Source organism: Pseudomonas sp. GB2N2, from assembly GCF_054897705.1.
Window position 1 is genome coordinate 2,757,754 of the sequence record NZ_CM142701.1, and the last position, 15,689, is coordinate 2,773,442.

Annotated in this window: 15 protein-coding genes; 6 read left to right on the forward strand and 9 right to left on the reverse strand. The window is 59.2% G+C overall.

The features are described from left to right. Positions 1–84 precede the first annotated feature (84 nt). Positions 85–396, reverse strand: a complete 312-nt coding sequence (locus ACYZT4_RS12740) for a cupin domain-containing protein (RefSeq protein WP_461988227.1) — start codon at positions 394–396, stop codon at positions 85–87. A 35-nt stretch (positions 397–431) separates the two neighbouring features. Beyond that, entirely contained in the window at positions 432–1,331 is a 900-nt protein-coding gene (locus tag ACYZT4_RS12745; protein WP_461988229.1) for a LysR family transcriptional regulator, read from the reverse strand. A 159-nt stretch (positions 1,332–1,490) separates the two neighbouring features. Between ACYZT4_RS12745 and ACYZT4_RS12750 the strand changes: the two genes are divergently transcribed. Next, a complete protein-coding gene (locus tag ACYZT4_RS12750) occupies positions 1,491–2,240 on the forward strand; it encodes an SDR family NAD(P)-dependent oxidoreductase (protein ID WP_461988230.1) in 750 nt (249 codons plus the stop codon). A 41-nt stretch (positions 2,241–2,281) separates the two neighbouring features. Here the strand turns inward: ACYZT4_RS12750 and ACYZT4_RS12755 are convergent, their stop codons facing one another. Beyond that, positions 2,282–3,478, reverse strand: a complete 1,197-nt coding sequence (locus ACYZT4_RS12755) for an MFS transporter (protein WP_461988231.1) — start codon at positions 3,476–3,478, stop codon at positions 2,282–2,284. A 91-nt stretch (positions 3,479–3,569) separates the two neighbouring features. On the opposite strand from ACYZT4_RS12755, the gene ACYZT4_RS12760 reads away from it, so the two are divergent. Beyond that, positions 3,570–4,109, forward strand: a complete 540-nt coding sequence (locus ACYZT4_RS12760) for a TetR/AcrR family transcriptional regulator (RefSeq protein ID WP_461988233.1) — start codon at positions 3,570–3,572, stop codon at positions 4,107–4,109. Positions 4,110–4,239: 130 nt separating this feature from the next. Continuing rightward, positions 4,240–7,710, forward strand: coding sequence for a hybrid sensor histidine kinase/response regulator (locus ACYZT4_RS12765; RefSeq protein ID WP_461988235.1), 3,471 nt, complete (start codon positions 4,240–4,242; stop codon positions 7,708–7,710). A 112-nt stretch (positions 7,711–7,822) separates the two neighbouring features. Here the strand turns inward: ACYZT4_RS12765 and ACYZT4_RS12770 are convergent, their stop codons facing one another. Together ACYZT4_RS12770 and ACYZT4_RS12775 are read right to left on the reverse strand one after the other, a co-directional pair. Next, positions 7,823–9,187, reverse strand: coding sequence for a DNA recombination protein RmuC (locus ACYZT4_RS12770; protein WP_461988668.1), 1,365 nt, complete (start codon positions 9,185–9,187; stop codon positions 7,823–7,825). 175 nt (positions 9,188–9,362) lie between these two features. Continuing rightward, on the reverse strand, positions 9,363–9,686 hold the full coding sequence (locus ACYZT4_RS12775) for a sel1 repeat family protein (RefSeq protein ID WP_461988236.1): 324 nt from the start codon (positions 9,684–9,686) through the stop codon (positions 9,363–9,365). A 984-nt stretch (positions 9,687–10,670) separates the two neighbouring features. Between ACYZT4_RS12775 and ACYZT4_RS12780 the strand changes: the two genes are divergently transcribed. The 3 genes from ACYZT4_RS12780 to ACYZT4_RS12790 all read left to right on the forward strand — a co-directional run bounded on the left by ACYZT4_RS12780 (position 10,671) and on the right by ACYZT4_RS12790 (position 13,070). Then, positions 10,671–10,895, forward strand: coding sequence for a hypothetical protein (locus tag ACYZT4_RS12780; protein WP_008031832.1), 225 nt, complete (start codon positions 10,671–10,673; stop codon positions 10,893–10,895). A gap of 275 nt (positions 10,896–11,170) precedes the next feature. Next, the gene (locus ACYZT4_RS12785; protein ID WP_461988238.1) at positions 11,171–11,653 is read left to right on the forward strand and encodes a hypothetical protein; all 483 of its coding nucleotides are present in this window, start codon (positions 11,171–11,173) and stop codon (positions 11,651–11,653) included. Between the two features lie 145 nt (positions 11,654–11,798). Further along, positions 11,799–13,070, forward strand: a complete 1,272-nt coding sequence (locus ACYZT4_RS12790) for an OmpP1/FadL family transporter (protein ID WP_461988240.1) — start codon at positions 11,799–11,801, stop codon at positions 13,068–13,070. Positions 13,071–13,158: 88 nt separating this feature from the next. On the opposite strand, the gene ACYZT4_RS12795 is transcribed toward ACYZT4_RS12790, so the two are convergent. From ACYZT4_RS12795 to ACYZT4_RS12810, 4 genes are all read right to left on the reverse strand, one after another. After that, a complete protein-coding gene (locus ACYZT4_RS12795; protein WP_461988242.1) occupies positions 13,159–13,710 on the reverse strand; it encodes a glutathione peroxidase in 552 nt (183 codons plus the stop codon). A 55-nt stretch (positions 13,711–13,765) separates the two neighbouring features. Then, positions 13,766–13,888, reverse strand: coding sequence for a hypothetical protein (locus ACYZT4_RS12800; RefSeq protein ID WP_461988244.1), 123 nt, complete (start codon positions 13,886–13,888; stop codon positions 13,766–13,768). Next, entirely contained in the window at positions 13,885–15,084 is a 1,200-nt protein-coding gene (locus tag ACYZT4_RS12805) for an MFS transporter (RefSeq protein ID WP_461988670.1), read from the reverse strand. Before ACYZT4_RS12805 ends, ACYZT4_RS12800 begins: the two co-directional genes overlap by 4 nt. A 61-nt stretch (positions 15,085–15,145) precedes the next feature. Beyond that, positions 15,146–15,550 (reverse strand): MarR family winged helix-turn-helix transcriptional regulator, encoded by a 405-nt coding sequence (locus tag ACYZT4_RS12810; RefSeq protein ID WP_461988246.1) that lies wholly within the window; start codon positions 15,548–15,550, stop codon positions 15,146–15,148. Positions 15,551–15,689: the final 139 nt, after the last annotated feature.

Consider the following 15,689-nt stretch of genomic DNA (forward strand, 5'->3'; position numbering starts at 1 on the left):
TGAGGTGGAAGCCATGATAGATCCGAATCGAATATCTATATAACGGGTAATATCTCTAACAGTTATCTGTTTTGTAGATATAAATCAGACGCTGCCTTCCGATTCAATCACCAGAATTCTCGCGACCCCCAACGGATGAGCCACGTGTTCGGTGCCCTCCGAGGCGTAAAAAATATCACCGACCTCCAACACCACTTCTTTTTCCAGGCCTGCGTCGCGATAGCGCATTTGTACTTGGCCATCGAGGACGACGAACACTTCCTGGCCGTCATTCACGTGCCATTTATAGGGTTTATCCGTCCAGTGCAAACGCGTGGTGATGCCATTCATGTTGGCGATGTCCAACGCACCCCAGGCACGGTCAGCGGTGAAGGATTTGCTGCGGATGACTTTCATGGGGCGGTCCGTCGAAAGGGAGGGCGGTGCCAAGGCTAACCCATACTGGCGAACAACTGCGCCAGCCAGTCGATAAATACTCGGACCCGGTTGCTCAGGTGCCGGTTCGGCGGGTACAGCACATGGAAGGGATAACGGGCCGGTCGCCAGTCCTGAAGGATCGGCACCAGTTCTCCACGCTCGATGTGCGATTGCACGGTATAGGTGAAGGTGTGGATGACACCCAGCCCGGCCAATCCGGAAGCCAGGTGCGCGTTACTTTCGTTAACGCTGAATATCCCCTGTCCCCGAATCTCGAGTTTTTCTCCGTTGCGTTCGAATTGCGCCGGCATCACCCGCCCACTGCGGGCCGACTGGTAGCTGATCATGCGATGGTTATTCTCCAGGTCGCGCGGATCGGTTGGCGTGCCGAATCGCTGGAGATACGCCGGAGTCGCGCACGTGGTCCACGACGACAACCCCAGCGGCCTTGCGGCCATGGACAGTTCGGTCAAAGGTCCGCCGCGAATCACGCAATCCACGTTGTCGCTGATCAGATCCGCCTGTCGATCACTGACACCCAACTCGATGTGGATGTCTGGATATCGCGCGTAGAAATCCGGCAACGCAGGGATGATCAGGATGGTCGCCACCGAGCCGCCGACATCGACGCGAATCTTGCCACGCGGATGACCTTGGGCATTGGCAAAACTGTTGTCCAGATCGTCCAGTTCAACCATAAGTTGCAAAGCGCGTTCGTAGTAGGCCACTCCGTCCGCGGTGACTGTGAGGCGGCGGGTGGTGCGCTGCAACAAGCGGGCGCCGAGATGTTCCTCCAGTTCAGCCACCAGTTTGCTGACCGAAGTTTTTGGCAGGTTCAACGAGTCGGCGGCCCTGGTGAACGAACCGGCCTGCACGACGCGGGCAAAGACTCGCATAGCCAGTAATTGATTCATGACGACGCTCTCAAGTGACGAGCGCTGAGTATTATCCACAGCCATGTACAAACAAAATCTATTCTGACGATTTTTCCGTTGAATCTTCCGGCATACAGTTTGTTCAACGGCGCACACATCGCCAAGAACGTCCTAAATAACTCAGCGGAGATTCATCTCATGAGCAGCACCCTCAAAGGCAAGGTTGCACTGATCACTGGCGGCACCACCGGCATCGGCTTCGCGTCGGCCCAGGCCTTCGTCGACCAAGGCGCAACAGTGTTCATCACCGGCCGTCGTCAAGCAGAACTCGATGCCGCCGTCAGCGCCATCGGACGTAATATCACCGGGATTCAGGGCGACGTCTCGAACCTTGGCGATCTGGACCGAATCTTTGAAGTGATCAAGGCACAAGCCGGTCATCTGGACATCGTATTCGCCAATGCGGGCGGCGGAGATATGCTGGCACTCGGCGCGATTACCGAAGAACACTTCGACCGGATTTTCAGCGTCAACGTCAAAGGTTTGCTGTTTACCGTGCAAAAATCCCTGACCCTGCTCAAGGACGGCGGCTCGGTGATCCTGACCGCATCCACCACGGCCACCAAAGGCACGGAAAATTTCAGCGTCTACAGCGCCAGCAAAGCCGCAGTGCGCAACTTTGCTCGCTCATGGTTGCTGGATTTGAAAACGCGGCGGATTCGCGTCAATGTCATCAGCCCCGGTCCAATCCACACACCGGGCCTGACTGAACTTGCGCCCGAAGATCAACAACAGGGACTGCTGGATTACCTGGCCAGCCAGGTGCCGATCGGCCGCCTTGGCACACCTTCCGAAGTTGGCAAAGCGGCAGTGTTCCTGGCGTCGGATGACAGCAGTTTCATCAACGGCATCGAGCTGTTCGTTGACGGCGGATTCGCGCAGATCTGATCTGCGTACACAAAAACGGCGCCCGCAAATGCGCCGTTTTTTTATGGGCGTCCGGTCGCGCTGCACACTGGCAGGGGTCGCTGGCGCAGCAACGCCAGTAACGCACCGACCGCCAGGATAATCAGCACCGCGCCATAGCCGTCGGTGGTCGCCACCAGGCCAAAGGTGCGCGCCAGATTGCCTGCCAGCAGCGACGGCAAACAGAACGCCAGGTAACTCAGGACAAAAAACGCCGACATCAACCCTGCCCGCTCATGGGGTTGCGCCAGCGGCACCAGACTGCGCACCGCCCCGAGGAAACCGGCGCCGAAACCGCAACCGGCGACTAACGTGCCGAGGAAAAACAAGGTCAGGCTGGCGCTGTGCACGCCGGCTAAAAACACCAGTATCCCCGTTGGCAGCAGCGTTGCACCCAACAAAAGCGCGGTGGCGGCGGGCCGATTGCGCAAGGTGAAGATCATCAGTGCGCCGGTCACCGTCAATGCCGCGACGGTCGAACCGCCGACCAGGTTTGAGGTGGAGCCCGTGGCGGTGCGCACCAGCGACGGCGCGAGCGAAGCGTAAAAACCGCCGAGCGCCCACGTTGCCGTGTTAAGCGGCAACACTCGCCACAAGGTGGCGCGCGCCTGAGTCGGTACGTGCAGTGTCGGGCGCAGTGAAGACCATGCACCCGGCTGCGGGCTGACGCTTTCCGGAAGACGCCAGACGTACAGCGCTTGCATCGCAAACATCGCAAGCAGCACCCAATAAGTCAGCTGCAACGGCAGCGGCGCAAATTCGGCCAACAGGCCGCAACCCATACCGCCCAATGCCATGCCGAGCAGCGGCGCAACACTGTTGATCAACGGCCCCTGCTGGCGATCGGTGTCCAGCAACGCGGCACTCAGAACCGCCGTGGCCATCCCGGTCGCAAATCCCTGAAGCGCCCGCGCACCGATGAGCCACGCGACGCTGTCGGCATTGATGAATAGCAGCATCGCCAGCATGTTCAGTATCACCGCGGTGAAAATCACCGGTTTGCGTCCCAGGTAATCCGAGAGCGAACCGACCGTCAGCAGCGCCACCAGCAAACTGATGGCGTAGATGCCGAAAATCACGGTCAGGGTCGCTGCCGAGAAGTGCAGCTGCTCCTGATACAGGTGATACAGCGGCGTCGGCGCCGTGGATGCGGCCAAAAAACTCAGTAGAGTGATCGCCAGAAACCACAGGATTGAACGGCTTGAAGTTGAATTCGACATGTGCACACTCCGCAAAAGCTAACTTTTTGCTTTTGCGGAGTGTGCTACTCGACTGCGCTTAAAGCAAATTCTTTGTGTTAAGGTCCGACTCATGGCTATTAAAGAAGGTTTACGCCCCGGCGGCCGCAGTGCCCGGGTGCAAGAGTCGATTCATTCGGCTGTCCGCGCACTCCTCGAAGAACAGGACCGATCCAGCGTGACCGTCCCGCAAATCGCCGCGCGCGCGGGAGTTACGCCGTCGACCATCTATCGACGCTGGGGCGATCTGTCCGCGTTGCTGGCGGATGTAGCCCTCGCGCGCATGCAGCCCGACACTGAGCCGGCCAATACCGGCAGCCTGCGCGGGGATGTGCACGCTTGGGCGGAGCAGTATCTCGACGAGATGAGCTCCGAGCCTGGGCGCAATATGCTGCGCGATGTGCAATCGAGCCCCACGCCCGGCCTGTGCGTGACACTCATTGGCGGGCAGTTGCAGGTGATTCTGGATCGCTATCCGGACCAGCCCAGCCCGAGCGTTGATCAGTTGATCAATCTGGTGGCCGCGCCTTCGGTGTTCCGCATTCTGTTTTCGCCGGCACCGCTTGAGGTTGAGGCGTTACATCGGCTGATCGAGATTGCGTTCAGTCAGTGACACCCCACGGCGCCGCGACCTTGGGCCGCGACCTTGGGCCCCGACCTTGGTCGACACTGACTAACGCAGACGCTCGTGCGAGACTGTCTGACCGGGCTGGAGTCCCGGGTGTCTTTTGTCTGGAGTTCCCATGTCGCTGTCCAGCGGGCTGATCGCCGCCGTCGCCCTGGCCTATATGGCCATCATGTTCGCCATCGCCTTCTACGGGGACCGACGCAGCGCGCCGTTGCCGCCGCGAGTGCGCGCGTGGGTGTACAGCCTGTCGCTCGCCGTCTATTGCACCAGCTGGACCTTCTTTGGCGCCGTCGGCCAGGCGGCCGAACAACTCTGGTCGTTCCTGCCGATCTACCTCGGGCCGATCCTGCTGCTAGTGTGCGCGCCATGGGTTCTGCAAAAAATGGTAATGATCAGCAAGCAGGAGAACATCACCTCCATTGCCGACTTCATCGCCGCCCGTTATGGCAAATCCCAGTCACTGGCGATTGTCGTGGCGCTGATCTGCCTGGTCGGCGTGCTGCCCTACATCGCGCTGCAACTCAAGGGCATCGTGCTCGGCGTGAATCTGTTGATCGGTGCCAGCGCCGACGCCATAGGCACTCGCGCCCAGGACACGGCGTTGATCGTGTCGCTGGTGCTGGCCCTGTTCACCATCGTGTTTGGTACCCGCAACCTCGACGCCACGGAGCACCACCGCGGCATGGTGCTGGCGATTGCGTTTGAGGCGCTGGTCAAGCTGTTTGCGTTTCTCGCGGTCGGCGTGTTCGTGACCTATGGCCTGTACGATGGTTTTGACGACCTGTTCAACCAGGCGATGCTCGCCCCGCGCCTCGAAGAATACTGGAAAGAAACCATCAACTGGCCGTCGATGGTGGTGCAGACCGGTGTGGCGATGATGGCGATCATCTGCCTGCCCCGCCAGTTTCATGTGACCGTGGTGGAAAACATAGACCCGCAGGATCTGCGCCTGGCCAAGTGGGTGTTCCCCGCCTACCTCGCTTTGGCGGCACTGTTTGTAGTCCCGATCGCATTAGCCGGTCAGATGCTGCTGCCCAGTTCGGTGCTGCCGGACTCGTTTGTCATCAGCCTCCCGCTGGCTCAGGCCCATCCGGCACTGGCGATGCTGGCGTTTATCGGTGGCGCTTCGGCGGCGACCGGCATGGTGATAGTCGCCAGTGTGGCGCTGTCGACCATGGTTTCCAACGACATGCTGTTGCCGTGGTTGCTACGCCGCAACAACGCCGAGCGGCCGTTCGAAGTGTTCCGCCAGTGGATGCTCTCGGTACGCCGCGTCAGCATCGTGGTGATTTTGCTGCTGGCCTATGTCAGTTATCGCCTGCTCGGTTCCACTGCAAGCCTCGCAACTATCGGCCAGATTGCTTTCGCCGCCGTGACGCAACTGGCCCCAGCGATGCTCGGCGCGCTGTACTGGAAACAAGCCAACCGTCGCGGTGTTTTCGCCGGCCTCGCCGCCGGGACCTTCCTATGGTTCTACACGCTGATTCTGCCGATTGCCGCGCACAGTCTCGGCGTGTCATTGAACACTTTCCCCGGGTTGGCCTGGCTGCACAGCAATCCGTTGAACCTGCCGCTGACCCCGCTGACCCAAGGCGTGATGCTGTCCCTCGCGGCCAACTTCACGCTGTTCGCCTGGGTGTCGGTGCTGTCGCGGACGCGGGTGTCGGAACACTGGCAGGCTGGCCGTTTCATCGGCCAGGAAATCAGCGCCCGCCCGAGTGCCCGCTCAATGCTGTCGGTGCAGATCGACGATCTGCTGCAATTGGCGGCACGGTTCGTCGGTGAAGAACGCGCCCGTCAGAGTTTTATCCGCTTCGCGTATCGCCAGGGCAAAGGCTTCAACCCGAACCAGAACGCCGACGGTGAGTGGATCGCCCACACTGAACGTTTGCTCGCAGGTGTGCTGGGCGCTTCTTCGACACGTGCAGTGGTAAAAGCCGCAATCGAAGGTCGGGAAATGCAGCTCGAGGACGTGGTCCGAATCGCTGACGAAGCCTCGGAGGTTTTGCAGTTCAATCGGGCGTTGCTCCAAGGTGCGATCGAGAACATCACGCAGGGCATCAGCGTGGTCGACCAGTCATTGCGACTGGTGGCGTGGAACCGGCGTTATCTGGAGCTGTTCAATTACCCGGACGGCCTGATCAGCGTCGGCCGGCCGATTGCCGACATCATTCGCTACAACGCCGAGCGCGGTTTGTGTGGCCCCGGCGAAGCGGAAGTGCACGTTGCCCGCCGTTTGCACTGGATGCGTCAGGGACGTGCCCACACCTCTGAACGACTTTTCCCCAATGGCCGTGTGATCGAGCTGATCGGCAACCCGATGCCGGGCGGCGGTTTCGTCATGAGTTTTACCGACATCACCGCGTTTCGACAGGCCGAGCAGGCGCTGACCGAAGCCAATGAAGGCCTGGAGCAACGGGTGACCGAGCGCACCCACGAGCTGTCGCAACTCAACGTCGCCCTCACTGAAGCCAAGGGCACCGCCGAGTCGGCCAACCAGTCAAAAACACGTTTCCTCGCGGCGGTCAGCCATGACCTGATGCAACCACTGAACGCCGCGCGGCTGTTTTCCGCGGCCCTTTCCCATCAGGACGATGGCTTGTCCGGCGAAGCGCAGAAACTGGTGCATCACCTCGATTCGTCACTGCGCTCGGCAGAGGACCTGATCAGCGACCTGCTGGACATTTCCCGCCTGGAAAACGGCAAGATCAATCCCGATCCAAAGCCATTCGCACTCAATGAGCTGTTCGACACCCTCGGTGCGGAATTCAAGGCCCTTGCCCGTGACCAACGGCTCAAATTCAGGGTTCGGGGCAGCACTTTGCGGGTCAACAGCGACATCAAACTGTTGCGCAGGATTCTGCAGAATTTCCTGACCAATGCTTTCCGCTACGCCAAGGGGCCAGTGTTGCTTGGCGTTCGTCGCCGTCAGGGTGAACTGTGCCTGGAAGTCTGGGACCGTGGCCCGGGAATTGCGGAAGACAAGCAGAAAGTGATTTTCGAAGAGTTCAAACGCCTCGACAGCCACCAGACCCGCGCCGAAAAGGGTCTGGGGCTGGGCCTCGCAATTGCGGACGGGCTGTGTCGCGTCCTCGGCCACACCTTGCAAGTGCGTTCGTGGCCGGGACGCGGCAGTGTATTCAGCGTCAGCGTGCCGTTGACCAATGCGCAAATCGCCGCGCCAACCAACGTGACGGAGCTCAATGGCAAACTGTTGAACGGCGCGCAAGTACTGTGCATCGACAATGAGGACAGCATCCTGATCGGCATGAATAGCCTGCTGACCCGCTGGGGCTGTCAGGTCTGGACCGCGCGCAACCGCGATGAATGCGCGGCGTTGCTGAGCAATGGCGTGCGCCCGCATCTGGCGCTGGTGGATTACCACCTCGACGATGGCGAGACCGGGACCGAGTTGATGGCGTGGTTGCGAACTCGTCTGGGTGAGCCGGTGCCGGGCGTGGTGATCAGCGCTGACGGGCATCCGGAGACGGTGGCGCAGGTGCATGCGGCGGGGCTGGATTATCTGGCGAAACCGGTGAAGCCGGCAGCGTTGAGGGCGTTGTTGAGTCGGTATTTGCCGTTGTAGGCCGGCAGATTTTTAGCACGGCACTGTTTTGACGGACGCCATCGCCGGCAAGCCGGCTCCTACGGTTGACCGACCTCTTGCAGGAGCCGGTTTGCCGACGATGTTTTTCGGCTTACTCCGGTAACTCGGCCAAGCCATCAACATCGGTCATCGCCCGCTCCAGCAGGTCTGCCGGCAAACTCTTGCTCGCCCGCGCACCCAGCAACTTTAGCTGCTCGCTACGGCTGACCAGATTGCCGCGGCCTTCTGTCAGCTTGTTCCGCGCCGAGCTGTAGGCCTTGTCCAATTGCTGCAAGCGATTGCCGACTTCGTCCAGGTCCTGAATGAACAGCACGAACTTGTCGTACAGCCACCCTGCCCGCTCGGCAATTTCGCGGGCGTTCTGACTCTGGCGCTCCTGCTTCCACAGGCTGTCGATCACACGCAGGGTCGCCAGCAACGTGGTCGGGCTGACGATAACGATGTTGCGGTCGAAGGCTTCCTGAAACAGGCTCGGCTCAGCCTGCAACGCTGCAGAAAATGCCGCTTCGATCGGCACGAACAGCAAGACGAAATCCAGGCTGTGCAGGCCGTCGAGTCGCTTGTAATCCTTGCCGGCCAGGCCTTTGACGTGCGTGCGCAGCGACAGGACGTGCTGCTTGATGGCGATCTGGCCGATGGCATCGTCTTCTGCCGCCACGTATTGCTGATAGGCCGTCAGGCTGACTTTGGAGTCGACCACCACCTGCTTGTCGCCCGGCAGATAAATGATCACGTCCGGCTGGAACCGCTCGCCGTCCGGACCTTTGAGATTGACCTGAGTCTGGTACTCGCGGCCCTTCTCCAGCCCGGCGTGCTCAAGCACCCGCTCAAGAATCAGCTCGCCCCAGTTACCTTGGGTTTTCTGCCCCTTCAAGGCGCGGGTCAGGTTGGTGGCTTCGTCGCTCAGGCGCAGGTTCAACTGTTGCAGGCGCTCCAGTTCCTTGGCCAGCGAAAAACGTTCACGGGCCTCGGCCTGATAACTTTCCTCGACGCGCTTTTCAAACGACTGGATGCGTTCCTTCAAAGGATCAAGTAACTGTCCCAGGCTCTTCTGACTTGTTTCGGCGAAGCGCTGCTCGCGCTCGTCAAAGATTTTACCGGCCAGCTCGGCGAACTGGGCGCGCAATTCATCACGCGAGCCTTGCAGGTCGCGGAGGCGTTGCTGATGGCTTTCCTGTTGCTCGCGCAGTTCGGCGTTGAGGGAGGCGGCCAGCGCGTCGAGGCGACGCAATTCAGCCTCTTTGCCGGCACGCTCGATGTTCCAGGCGTGGGAAGCGTCGCGGGCGTCATCGCGTTCGATCTGCAGCAATTCGACTTCGCGGCGAACCGCCGCGAGGTCCGCCTGCTTGGCACCGTTGGCTTGCCCCAGATCAGCGATTTCATCGCGACACGCGTCAAGTTGGGCGTTCAAGCCATCCTGGGCCAGATGAGCCATGGCCAGACGCTCTTCCAGCAGCGCAACGTCCGACTGCGCGGCGCTCGCCCGACGCTGAAGCTGCCAAGCCAGTACTAACAAAGGCAGTGCAGCACCTGCCAGACCGAGCAATATGCTGGTCAAGTCCATAGCCATCGGCTTTCCTGCCCATTCGTTAAAGCTTGAAGGTTAACCAAGGCGTCAGGTCTTGGACAGCTCAGTCTTTGACCAGACCCAGTTCCTGTTGGGCGCGTCGATCCCCGGCCCGCGCCGCCTGACGCAAAAGATCCTGGCCGATACGACGGTCGCGCGCATTTCCGCATTCGCGACACATCAGCTGACCGAGCCGGCTTTGCGCAGCAACCACACCTTCGCGAGCCGGTTGCTTGAGCAAACGCCCGGCGAAATGTTTGACGTTGGTGATTTCACGCAGCCGCGGGCTGTCCAACAGCCACTCGGCCACGCGCATCGAGAAACGCTTGGGAGGGGTAACACTTGGGGAAGTAGAGGTAACAGAAACGGGTACTGAGCGAAACTTCATAAAGCACTGTGGGGCAGATCGGAAGGCGCGCCACTCTACTCTTTTTTTCTTACAGGTAAAGCTCAAAAATCCCGGCACGCCCGTCCTAGAGCAAGCGCTCGGGACAATCCACAGAAGCTGTGGATAAGTCAGTGGACAACCGCCCTTGAACTCTCGCAAAGCCGTATGGAATGGGGCTCGCAGTCAAACTGACGATTTTTTCACCAGTTAAAAAAAGCGATGTTTTTCATTGACTTAAATTTTGGTTGCAGGCACCCACTGTACCTGGACGTCAGATGACAACGGGGTGACAGTCCTCGCAACTAATGTGTACAACTACCTTCTTAGCCGTTATATCGACGTGCTTTTTCGGCGCGTTTTGTTACCCAGCCTGGGGATAAACCGTGGCTAATCGTTGGTGAAGGCCGCTCACGGTCCGATGAACGTCACCGACCGACCGTCGGATTTCGTACCTTTGCAGTGCGTTGCGGGCGCTCAAGGCCACGTACGCACGCTTGAATAACGGCATCCGGACGATGTTTTTGGCTAACACACTTCCCTTCTGCAATTCAATCCGTTAGTATCCGCGGCGTTAGTACCAAGCTGAAAGTCAATTCTGGTCGAACAACTCCCCCCGGTCTGCCTTCCCACAGGAAGCTTCAACCGAACAAGCGGGATCGACCACCTCGATGGTTTCCAGGTAAACCTTGCGTCAACACTGCCTTTGAATTGAATGCAAAGGGTGTTGCGAAGCTCACTTACTCTGACCGAACCAGCCTGCAAATTGATCAGGATCTTCACCCCGGGCCCAGAACCTTTGCCCTTGATGTGTTGCCTGCCCTCCTAAGTACCTACCTGCCAGCCCAAGCGCGCCAATTTAATCAGCGCTTCAAACTGGCTGCTTTGTTCCAGTCGGGTTCTTCGTTCGACCAATGGTGGTCGTCGTCACTGGAACGTTTTAATTTTGCACGGCTCTTATCCGTGTCGCTTGTAGGAACACCTTTAATGACTACTCAAATCCACACTCAGGATGCCATTCGCACCCTTACCAACGCTTTTGCACCAATGAACTGCCTGATCATGGCCGCTCGCAAAGGCTGCTTCAGCTTCACCCTGGTCAACGAACACGGCATCGCTCGTCACAGCGAACGCCTTTACCCCGATCAGTACTCCAGCGCCGAACCGCTGCAGGCCGTGATCGAGCGTACCCGTCAGGCACTGGTTGCCTGACACGCCAGAAACGCTGAAAACCTCAAAAGCCTCGCTTCATAGCGGGGCTTTTTATTGCCCGATATTTCACTTTTCGCCGTCGGCGCGTAAGCACCAACCGATATAACAGTTATAACTGCTCGCCAGAAATATTTTAAAAACAGACCTTTACAGCGCGAATATGACACTACACTTCAACTCAAGCGGCTTGATCCGCTTCCGGCGAGCCTGAGTCGATCCACCGCTGCCAACGCTACCTTCAGGACTCGCCGACCACTTCATGTTCCGAGGGTGTTATGGGTATCGCTGCCAGCGAACTGTGCCGTTATGTGATCCGCCCGACATTGATTTACCTGGGGCGCCATAGCGCAACCGCCGAAACCCTGCTGCTGGGCATTGCCGCCAGTCAGTCAGCCCTTGGTTCTGCCTTGCATGACCGCCGCGGCCACGGCTTGTACCGAATCGCCGAACCCCGCCACCAGGCACTCTGGGACCATTACCTGGCACTTGACCCGGAACGCGCCAGCCTGGTCCGCGGCCTGGCCAGCCAACATGCTTTTCTGAGTGGTCCGCACCTCGAACTCACCGTCAACCTGCGCTATGCCACAGCCATCGCCTGGCTGCTGGTGGAAGAACAAAACACCCCGCTCCCCGAAGCAGACGACCTACTGGGAATGGCCCGTATCTGGCGCCAGACCTTCCAGCCTCAAGGACGCCTGAGGGACTTCACCTACGCTTGGCAAACCTGTGTTTCACCGCTGAATCAGGTCGCCTGCTGACACGCCCGCTTGCAAAGATCGCGCAACCGCCGCGAACTCGGTCGGATTGTCCTACAAAACCGCTCTAAATCAACGCATACGGCCTATAGCGCTGGGACGAAAATGTTGGTAATTTTCGCCCCGGTGATCACCAGGAGTTCTAATAATGAAAAAAGTAATGCTCAAAACCACCCTTAGCCTCGCCGTGACCTTGGCATCCACCCAGATTTTCGCGAGTGGCTTTGCCATCAACGAACAAAGCATCAGCGGGATGGGTACAGGTTTTGCCGGGCGATCTTCATCTGCCGATGACGCAAGCACAATTTTTGGCAACCCTGCCGGCATGGCTCGCCTCAAGCGCGAACAAGTCACCGGCGGCGCTGCATTTCTCGATGCACATACCGATATCAGCGACGCACGCGGCAGCCGTGGTGGCAGCAATGACGGCGACATGGTCCCGTTCATTGCCGTTCCAATGGGTTACTACGTCAAGCCAATCGACGACAATTGGGCATTCGGTGTTGGTGTATACGCCCCGTTTGGCCTTGTGACCGATTATGAAAACAACTTCGCCGGCCGTTACTTTGGCAGCAAGAGCGAAGTCAAAATCGTCACACTTCAGCCTACCGTCAGCTATGCCTTCAACGACAAGGTGTCGATCGGTTTCGGTCCAACCATCAACCGCATTGACGGCAAGCTGGAATCGAACCTTAACATTTCGCCTAGTCCGCTCGCGCCGGACGGTCAAGTCAAAATCAAGGGTGACGACACCGCACTGGGTTACAACGTCGGCATCCTGGTGCAAGCCACCGACAGCACTCGCGTCGGTCTGACTTACCACTCGAAAGTGAAATACAAGCTCGAAGGCAACACCAAGGTCAACTACAGCGTGCTCGCCGGCCTGGGTCAAAACCCGAACCAGAAGTACGACGCCTCGCTGGACATCACCACGCCTGAGTCGGTCGACTTTTCGGTCACTCACCAGCTGGATGACCAGTGGACGCTGTACGCAGGCAGCACCTGGACTCGCTGGAGCCGTCTGAAAGAAATCAGCGTTGAGAACAGCGGCGTTCCTGCTGCACTGAACAGCCGTTTTGGCACCATCAGCGAAGAGCAAAACTGGCACGACACCTGGGCTCACGCCATCGGCGCCGCCTACCAGGTGAACAAGCAGTGGGTCCTGCGCACCGGTTTCTCGGTGGATCAGGCGCCGACCAACAACGAAAACCGTTCCCCACGCATTCCGACTGGCGATCGCAAGATTTTCAGCCTGGGCGCTGGCTGGAGCCCGACGGACGACCTGACTATCGACTTGGCGTATTCGTACCTGGTCGAAGAGTCGGTCAAGGTCAACGACAACAACGGTCGCCAGACCTACAGTGCCAAGTATGAAAACTCGGCGAACGGTTTCGGCGTCGGCGCAACTTACCGCTTCTGATGACGGCGGCGAGCCTCAACCCCTCGCCGCATGAATCAAAAAAGCCCCGCTCTCTTGCACAGAGGCGGGGCTTTTTCATGGGCGTCGATCAGGGTTGCGAAGCCAGGGCTTTTTCCACCGCGGCGATAAACTCAGGATCGTCGGGTTTGGTCAGACTGGAGAAATTGGCGATCACCTTGCCCTTGCGATCGACCACGTATTTGTAGAAATTCCACTTTGGCGCAGCACTCTGCGCAGCGAGGACCTGAAACAGGTGAGTCGCGTCGTCTCCGTGAACTTTCTGCGGCTCGGTCATGGTGAAGGTCACGCCGTAGTTCACGTAACACACCTTGGCGGTTTCCTCGCCGTCCTTGGACTCCTGCTTGAAGTCGTTGGAGGGCACGCCAATGACCTCCAGCCCTTGCGCCTTGTAATGCTGGTTCAGCGCCTCCAGGCTTTTGAACTGCGGGGCGAAACCGCAAAAACTCGCGGTATTGACCACCACCAGCGGTTTACCGGCGAAGCGCTGGCACAAGTCGATGGATTCCTTGGCGCGCAACTTGGGCAAAGAGCCTTGCAACAGCTCCGGGCACTCGGCGGCTTGCGCCAATCCGGTAATCGCCACCAGTAACGCGGGAACAGCAAGCCAGCGCATCAGCATGTCCATGCATCCTTGAGAAGTCGTCAGAAACCAACTTACTCGCCCAGCCACTTTGCTAGCAAGCGCCCATGCCCAATTGCATCAACGCCAGCCCACCCTGATGCCAACCCCACCAGGCCAGGGCCAGCAGCAAAAAGCCGCCGGCAGCCACGGCAATTCGTGGCCACAAACTGCTCATGTCGCACTCAGTTGGGTTTGCAGACGCGCCACCGGCTGCTCACGCACCGGCCAGTTCAGGGCTGCAGCCAACACACTCAAGAGAATTGCAACTTGCCAGATCAAGTCATAGCTCCCGGTTCGGTCATACACCACCCCGCCCAACCAGCCGCCAAGGAACGATCCAAGCTGGTGGAACAGGAAAACAATTCCGCCGAGCATGGACAGATTGCGTACGCCAAACAAGGTCGCCACGGTGCCATTGGTCAAGGGCACGGTCGACAGCCACAGGAAGCCCATCGCCATGCCGAACAGGTACGCTGTGGTGGTCGTGACCGGTGCCCACAGGAACAGCGAAATCACCACTGCTCGCAGCAAGTACAAACCGGTGAGCAAGCGCGGCTTGGACATCCGCCCGCCGAGCCAACCTGCGGTGTAGGTACCGAAGATGTTGAACAAGCCGATCAGCGCCAGCACGGTGGTACCCACGGTGGCAGGCAGGTGTTGATCCACCAGATACGCCGGCAGGTGCACGCCGATGAAAACAACCTGGAAACCGCAGACAAAAAATCCGAACGCCAGCAGCCAGAATCCTGAATGGGAACAGGCTTCGCGCAAGGCTTCCGACAAGGTCTGATCATGGCCGAGGACGGGCAACGGTTTGTCCTTGAGCATGCTCACCAGCGGCACGATCAGCGCGACCAGCAGCCCCAACACCAGCAATGCCGCCGACCAGCCGAGCCAGCCGATCAGCCCCAGCGTACCGGGAAGCATCGCGAACTGACCGAACGAGCCGGCAGCACTGGCGATGCCCATGCCCATGCTGCGTTTCTCCGGCGGCACTGCGCGGCCCACCACGCCGAGGATCACCGAGAACGACGTGCCCGATAGCCCTAGACCGATCAACAGACCGGCGCTCAGGGACAGGGTCACCGCCGAGTCGGACAAGCCCATGAACACCAGGCCCAGCGCGTAGAGCACGCCACCCACCAGCACCACTTTCGCCGCGCCGAAGCGGTCGGCCAGCGCGCCGGTGAATGGCTGGGCCAGGCCCCAGATCAGGTTCTGCAAGGCAATCGCGAACGCAAACGTCTCGCGCCCCCAGCCGAATTCGGCGCTCATCGGCGCCAGGAACAACCCGAATCCATGGCGCACACCCAGAGACAACGCGAGGATCAGCGCACTCCCCACCAGAATCCAACCGCAAGTTCGCCACATCGATGTCATTTTTATTCTCCGGTAGCGGGTATATACCCGCTTAAAATCGGAAAAACCGGCGTCAGGCCAGTTCGTCCAGCAACTTCAGCAAGAGTTCACGTTTTTCGGCGCCCAAGCGGTCGGCCAAGCGTTGTTGCGCTGCTTCCCACGCCGGCAATGCCGCTGTCAGCCGCTGCGCACCGGCCTCAGTGAGTTTGACGATGCGATTGCGCATGTCTTCGCCCTCGATCAGCATGACCAAGCCTTCGCCCTCCAGCACCCGCAGATTGCGCCCGAGGGTGCTGCGGTCCAGGCCCATGGCTTCCGCCAAGGTGGAAATACTCGGTTCATTGAGGCGCTGCAGATTACACAACAGAGAATACTGGGCAACGTTGATCCCGAAGCCGTCGAGAGCGCCGTCGTAATGCCTGCTGACGCCACGGGCGGCGCGACGCAGGTTGATGCATAAACATTGGGAGTCGAGCATGGTGCGTGTATATACCCGCGAGTGTGTTAAATCAAGTTACATGTGTTTTTGAGGCCGTTATCGCGAGCACGCTCCCACATTGGAATGCGCTCACTTGTAGGAGCGAGCCTGCTCGCGATGAGGCCAGTAGACTTCAAAA

Coding starts and splice junctions, on each gene's coding strand:
- ACYZT4_RS12780 (WP_008031832.1), top strand. CDS start 10,671: ATGACTACTCAAATCCACACTCAGGATGCCATTCGCACCCTTACCAAC.
- ACYZT4_RS12785 (WP_461988238.1), top strand. CDS start 11,171: ATGGGTATCGCTGCCAGCGAACTGTGCCGTTATGTGATCCGCCCGACA.
- ACYZT4_RS12740 (WP_461988227.1), bottom strand. CDS start 396: ATGAAAGTCATCCGCAGCAAATCCTTCACCGCTGACCGTGCCTGGGGT.
- ACYZT4_RS12800 (WP_461988244.1), bottom strand. CDS start 13,888: ATGAGCAGTTTGTGGCCACGAATTGCCGTGGCTGCCGGCGGCTTTTTG.
- ACYZT4_RS12755 (WP_461988231.1), bottom strand. CDS start 3,478: ATGTCGAATTCAACTTCAAGCCGTTCAATCCTGTGGTTTCTGGCGATC.
- ACYZT4_RS12790 (WP_461988240.1), top strand. CDS start 11,799: ATGAAAAAAGTAATGCTCAAAACCACCCTTAGCCTCGCCGTGACCTTG.
- ACYZT4_RS12750 (WP_461988230.1), top strand. CDS start 1,491: ATGAGCAGCACCCTCAAAGGCAAGGTTGCACTGATCACTGGCGGCACC.
- ACYZT4_RS12745 (WP_461988229.1), bottom strand. CDS start 1,331: ATGAATCAATTACTGGCTATGCGAGTCTTTGCCCGCGTCGTGCAGGCC.
- ACYZT4_RS12760 (WP_461988233.1), top strand. CDS start 3,570: ATGGCTATTAAAGAAGGTTTACGCCCCGGCGGCCGCAGTGCCCGGGTG.
- ACYZT4_RS12795 (WP_461988242.1), bottom strand. CDS start 13,710: ATGCTGATGCGCTGGCTTGCTGTTCCCGCGTTACTGGTGGCGATTACC.
- ACYZT4_RS12765 (WP_461988235.1), top strand. CDS start 4,240: ATGTCGCTGTCCAGCGGGCTGATCGCCGCCGTCGCCCTGGCCTATATG.
- ACYZT4_RS12805 (WP_461988670.1), bottom strand. CDS start 15,084: ATGTGGCGAACTTGCGGTTGGATTCTGGTGGGGAGTGCGCTGATCCTC.
- ACYZT4_RS12775 (WP_461988236.1), bottom strand. CDS start 9,686: ATGAAGTTTCGCTCAGTACCCGTTTCTGTTACCTCTACTTCCCCAAGT.
- ACYZT4_RS12810 (WP_461988246.1), bottom strand. CDS start 15,550: ATGCTCGACTCCCAATGTTTATGCATCAACCTGCGTCGCGCCGCCCGT.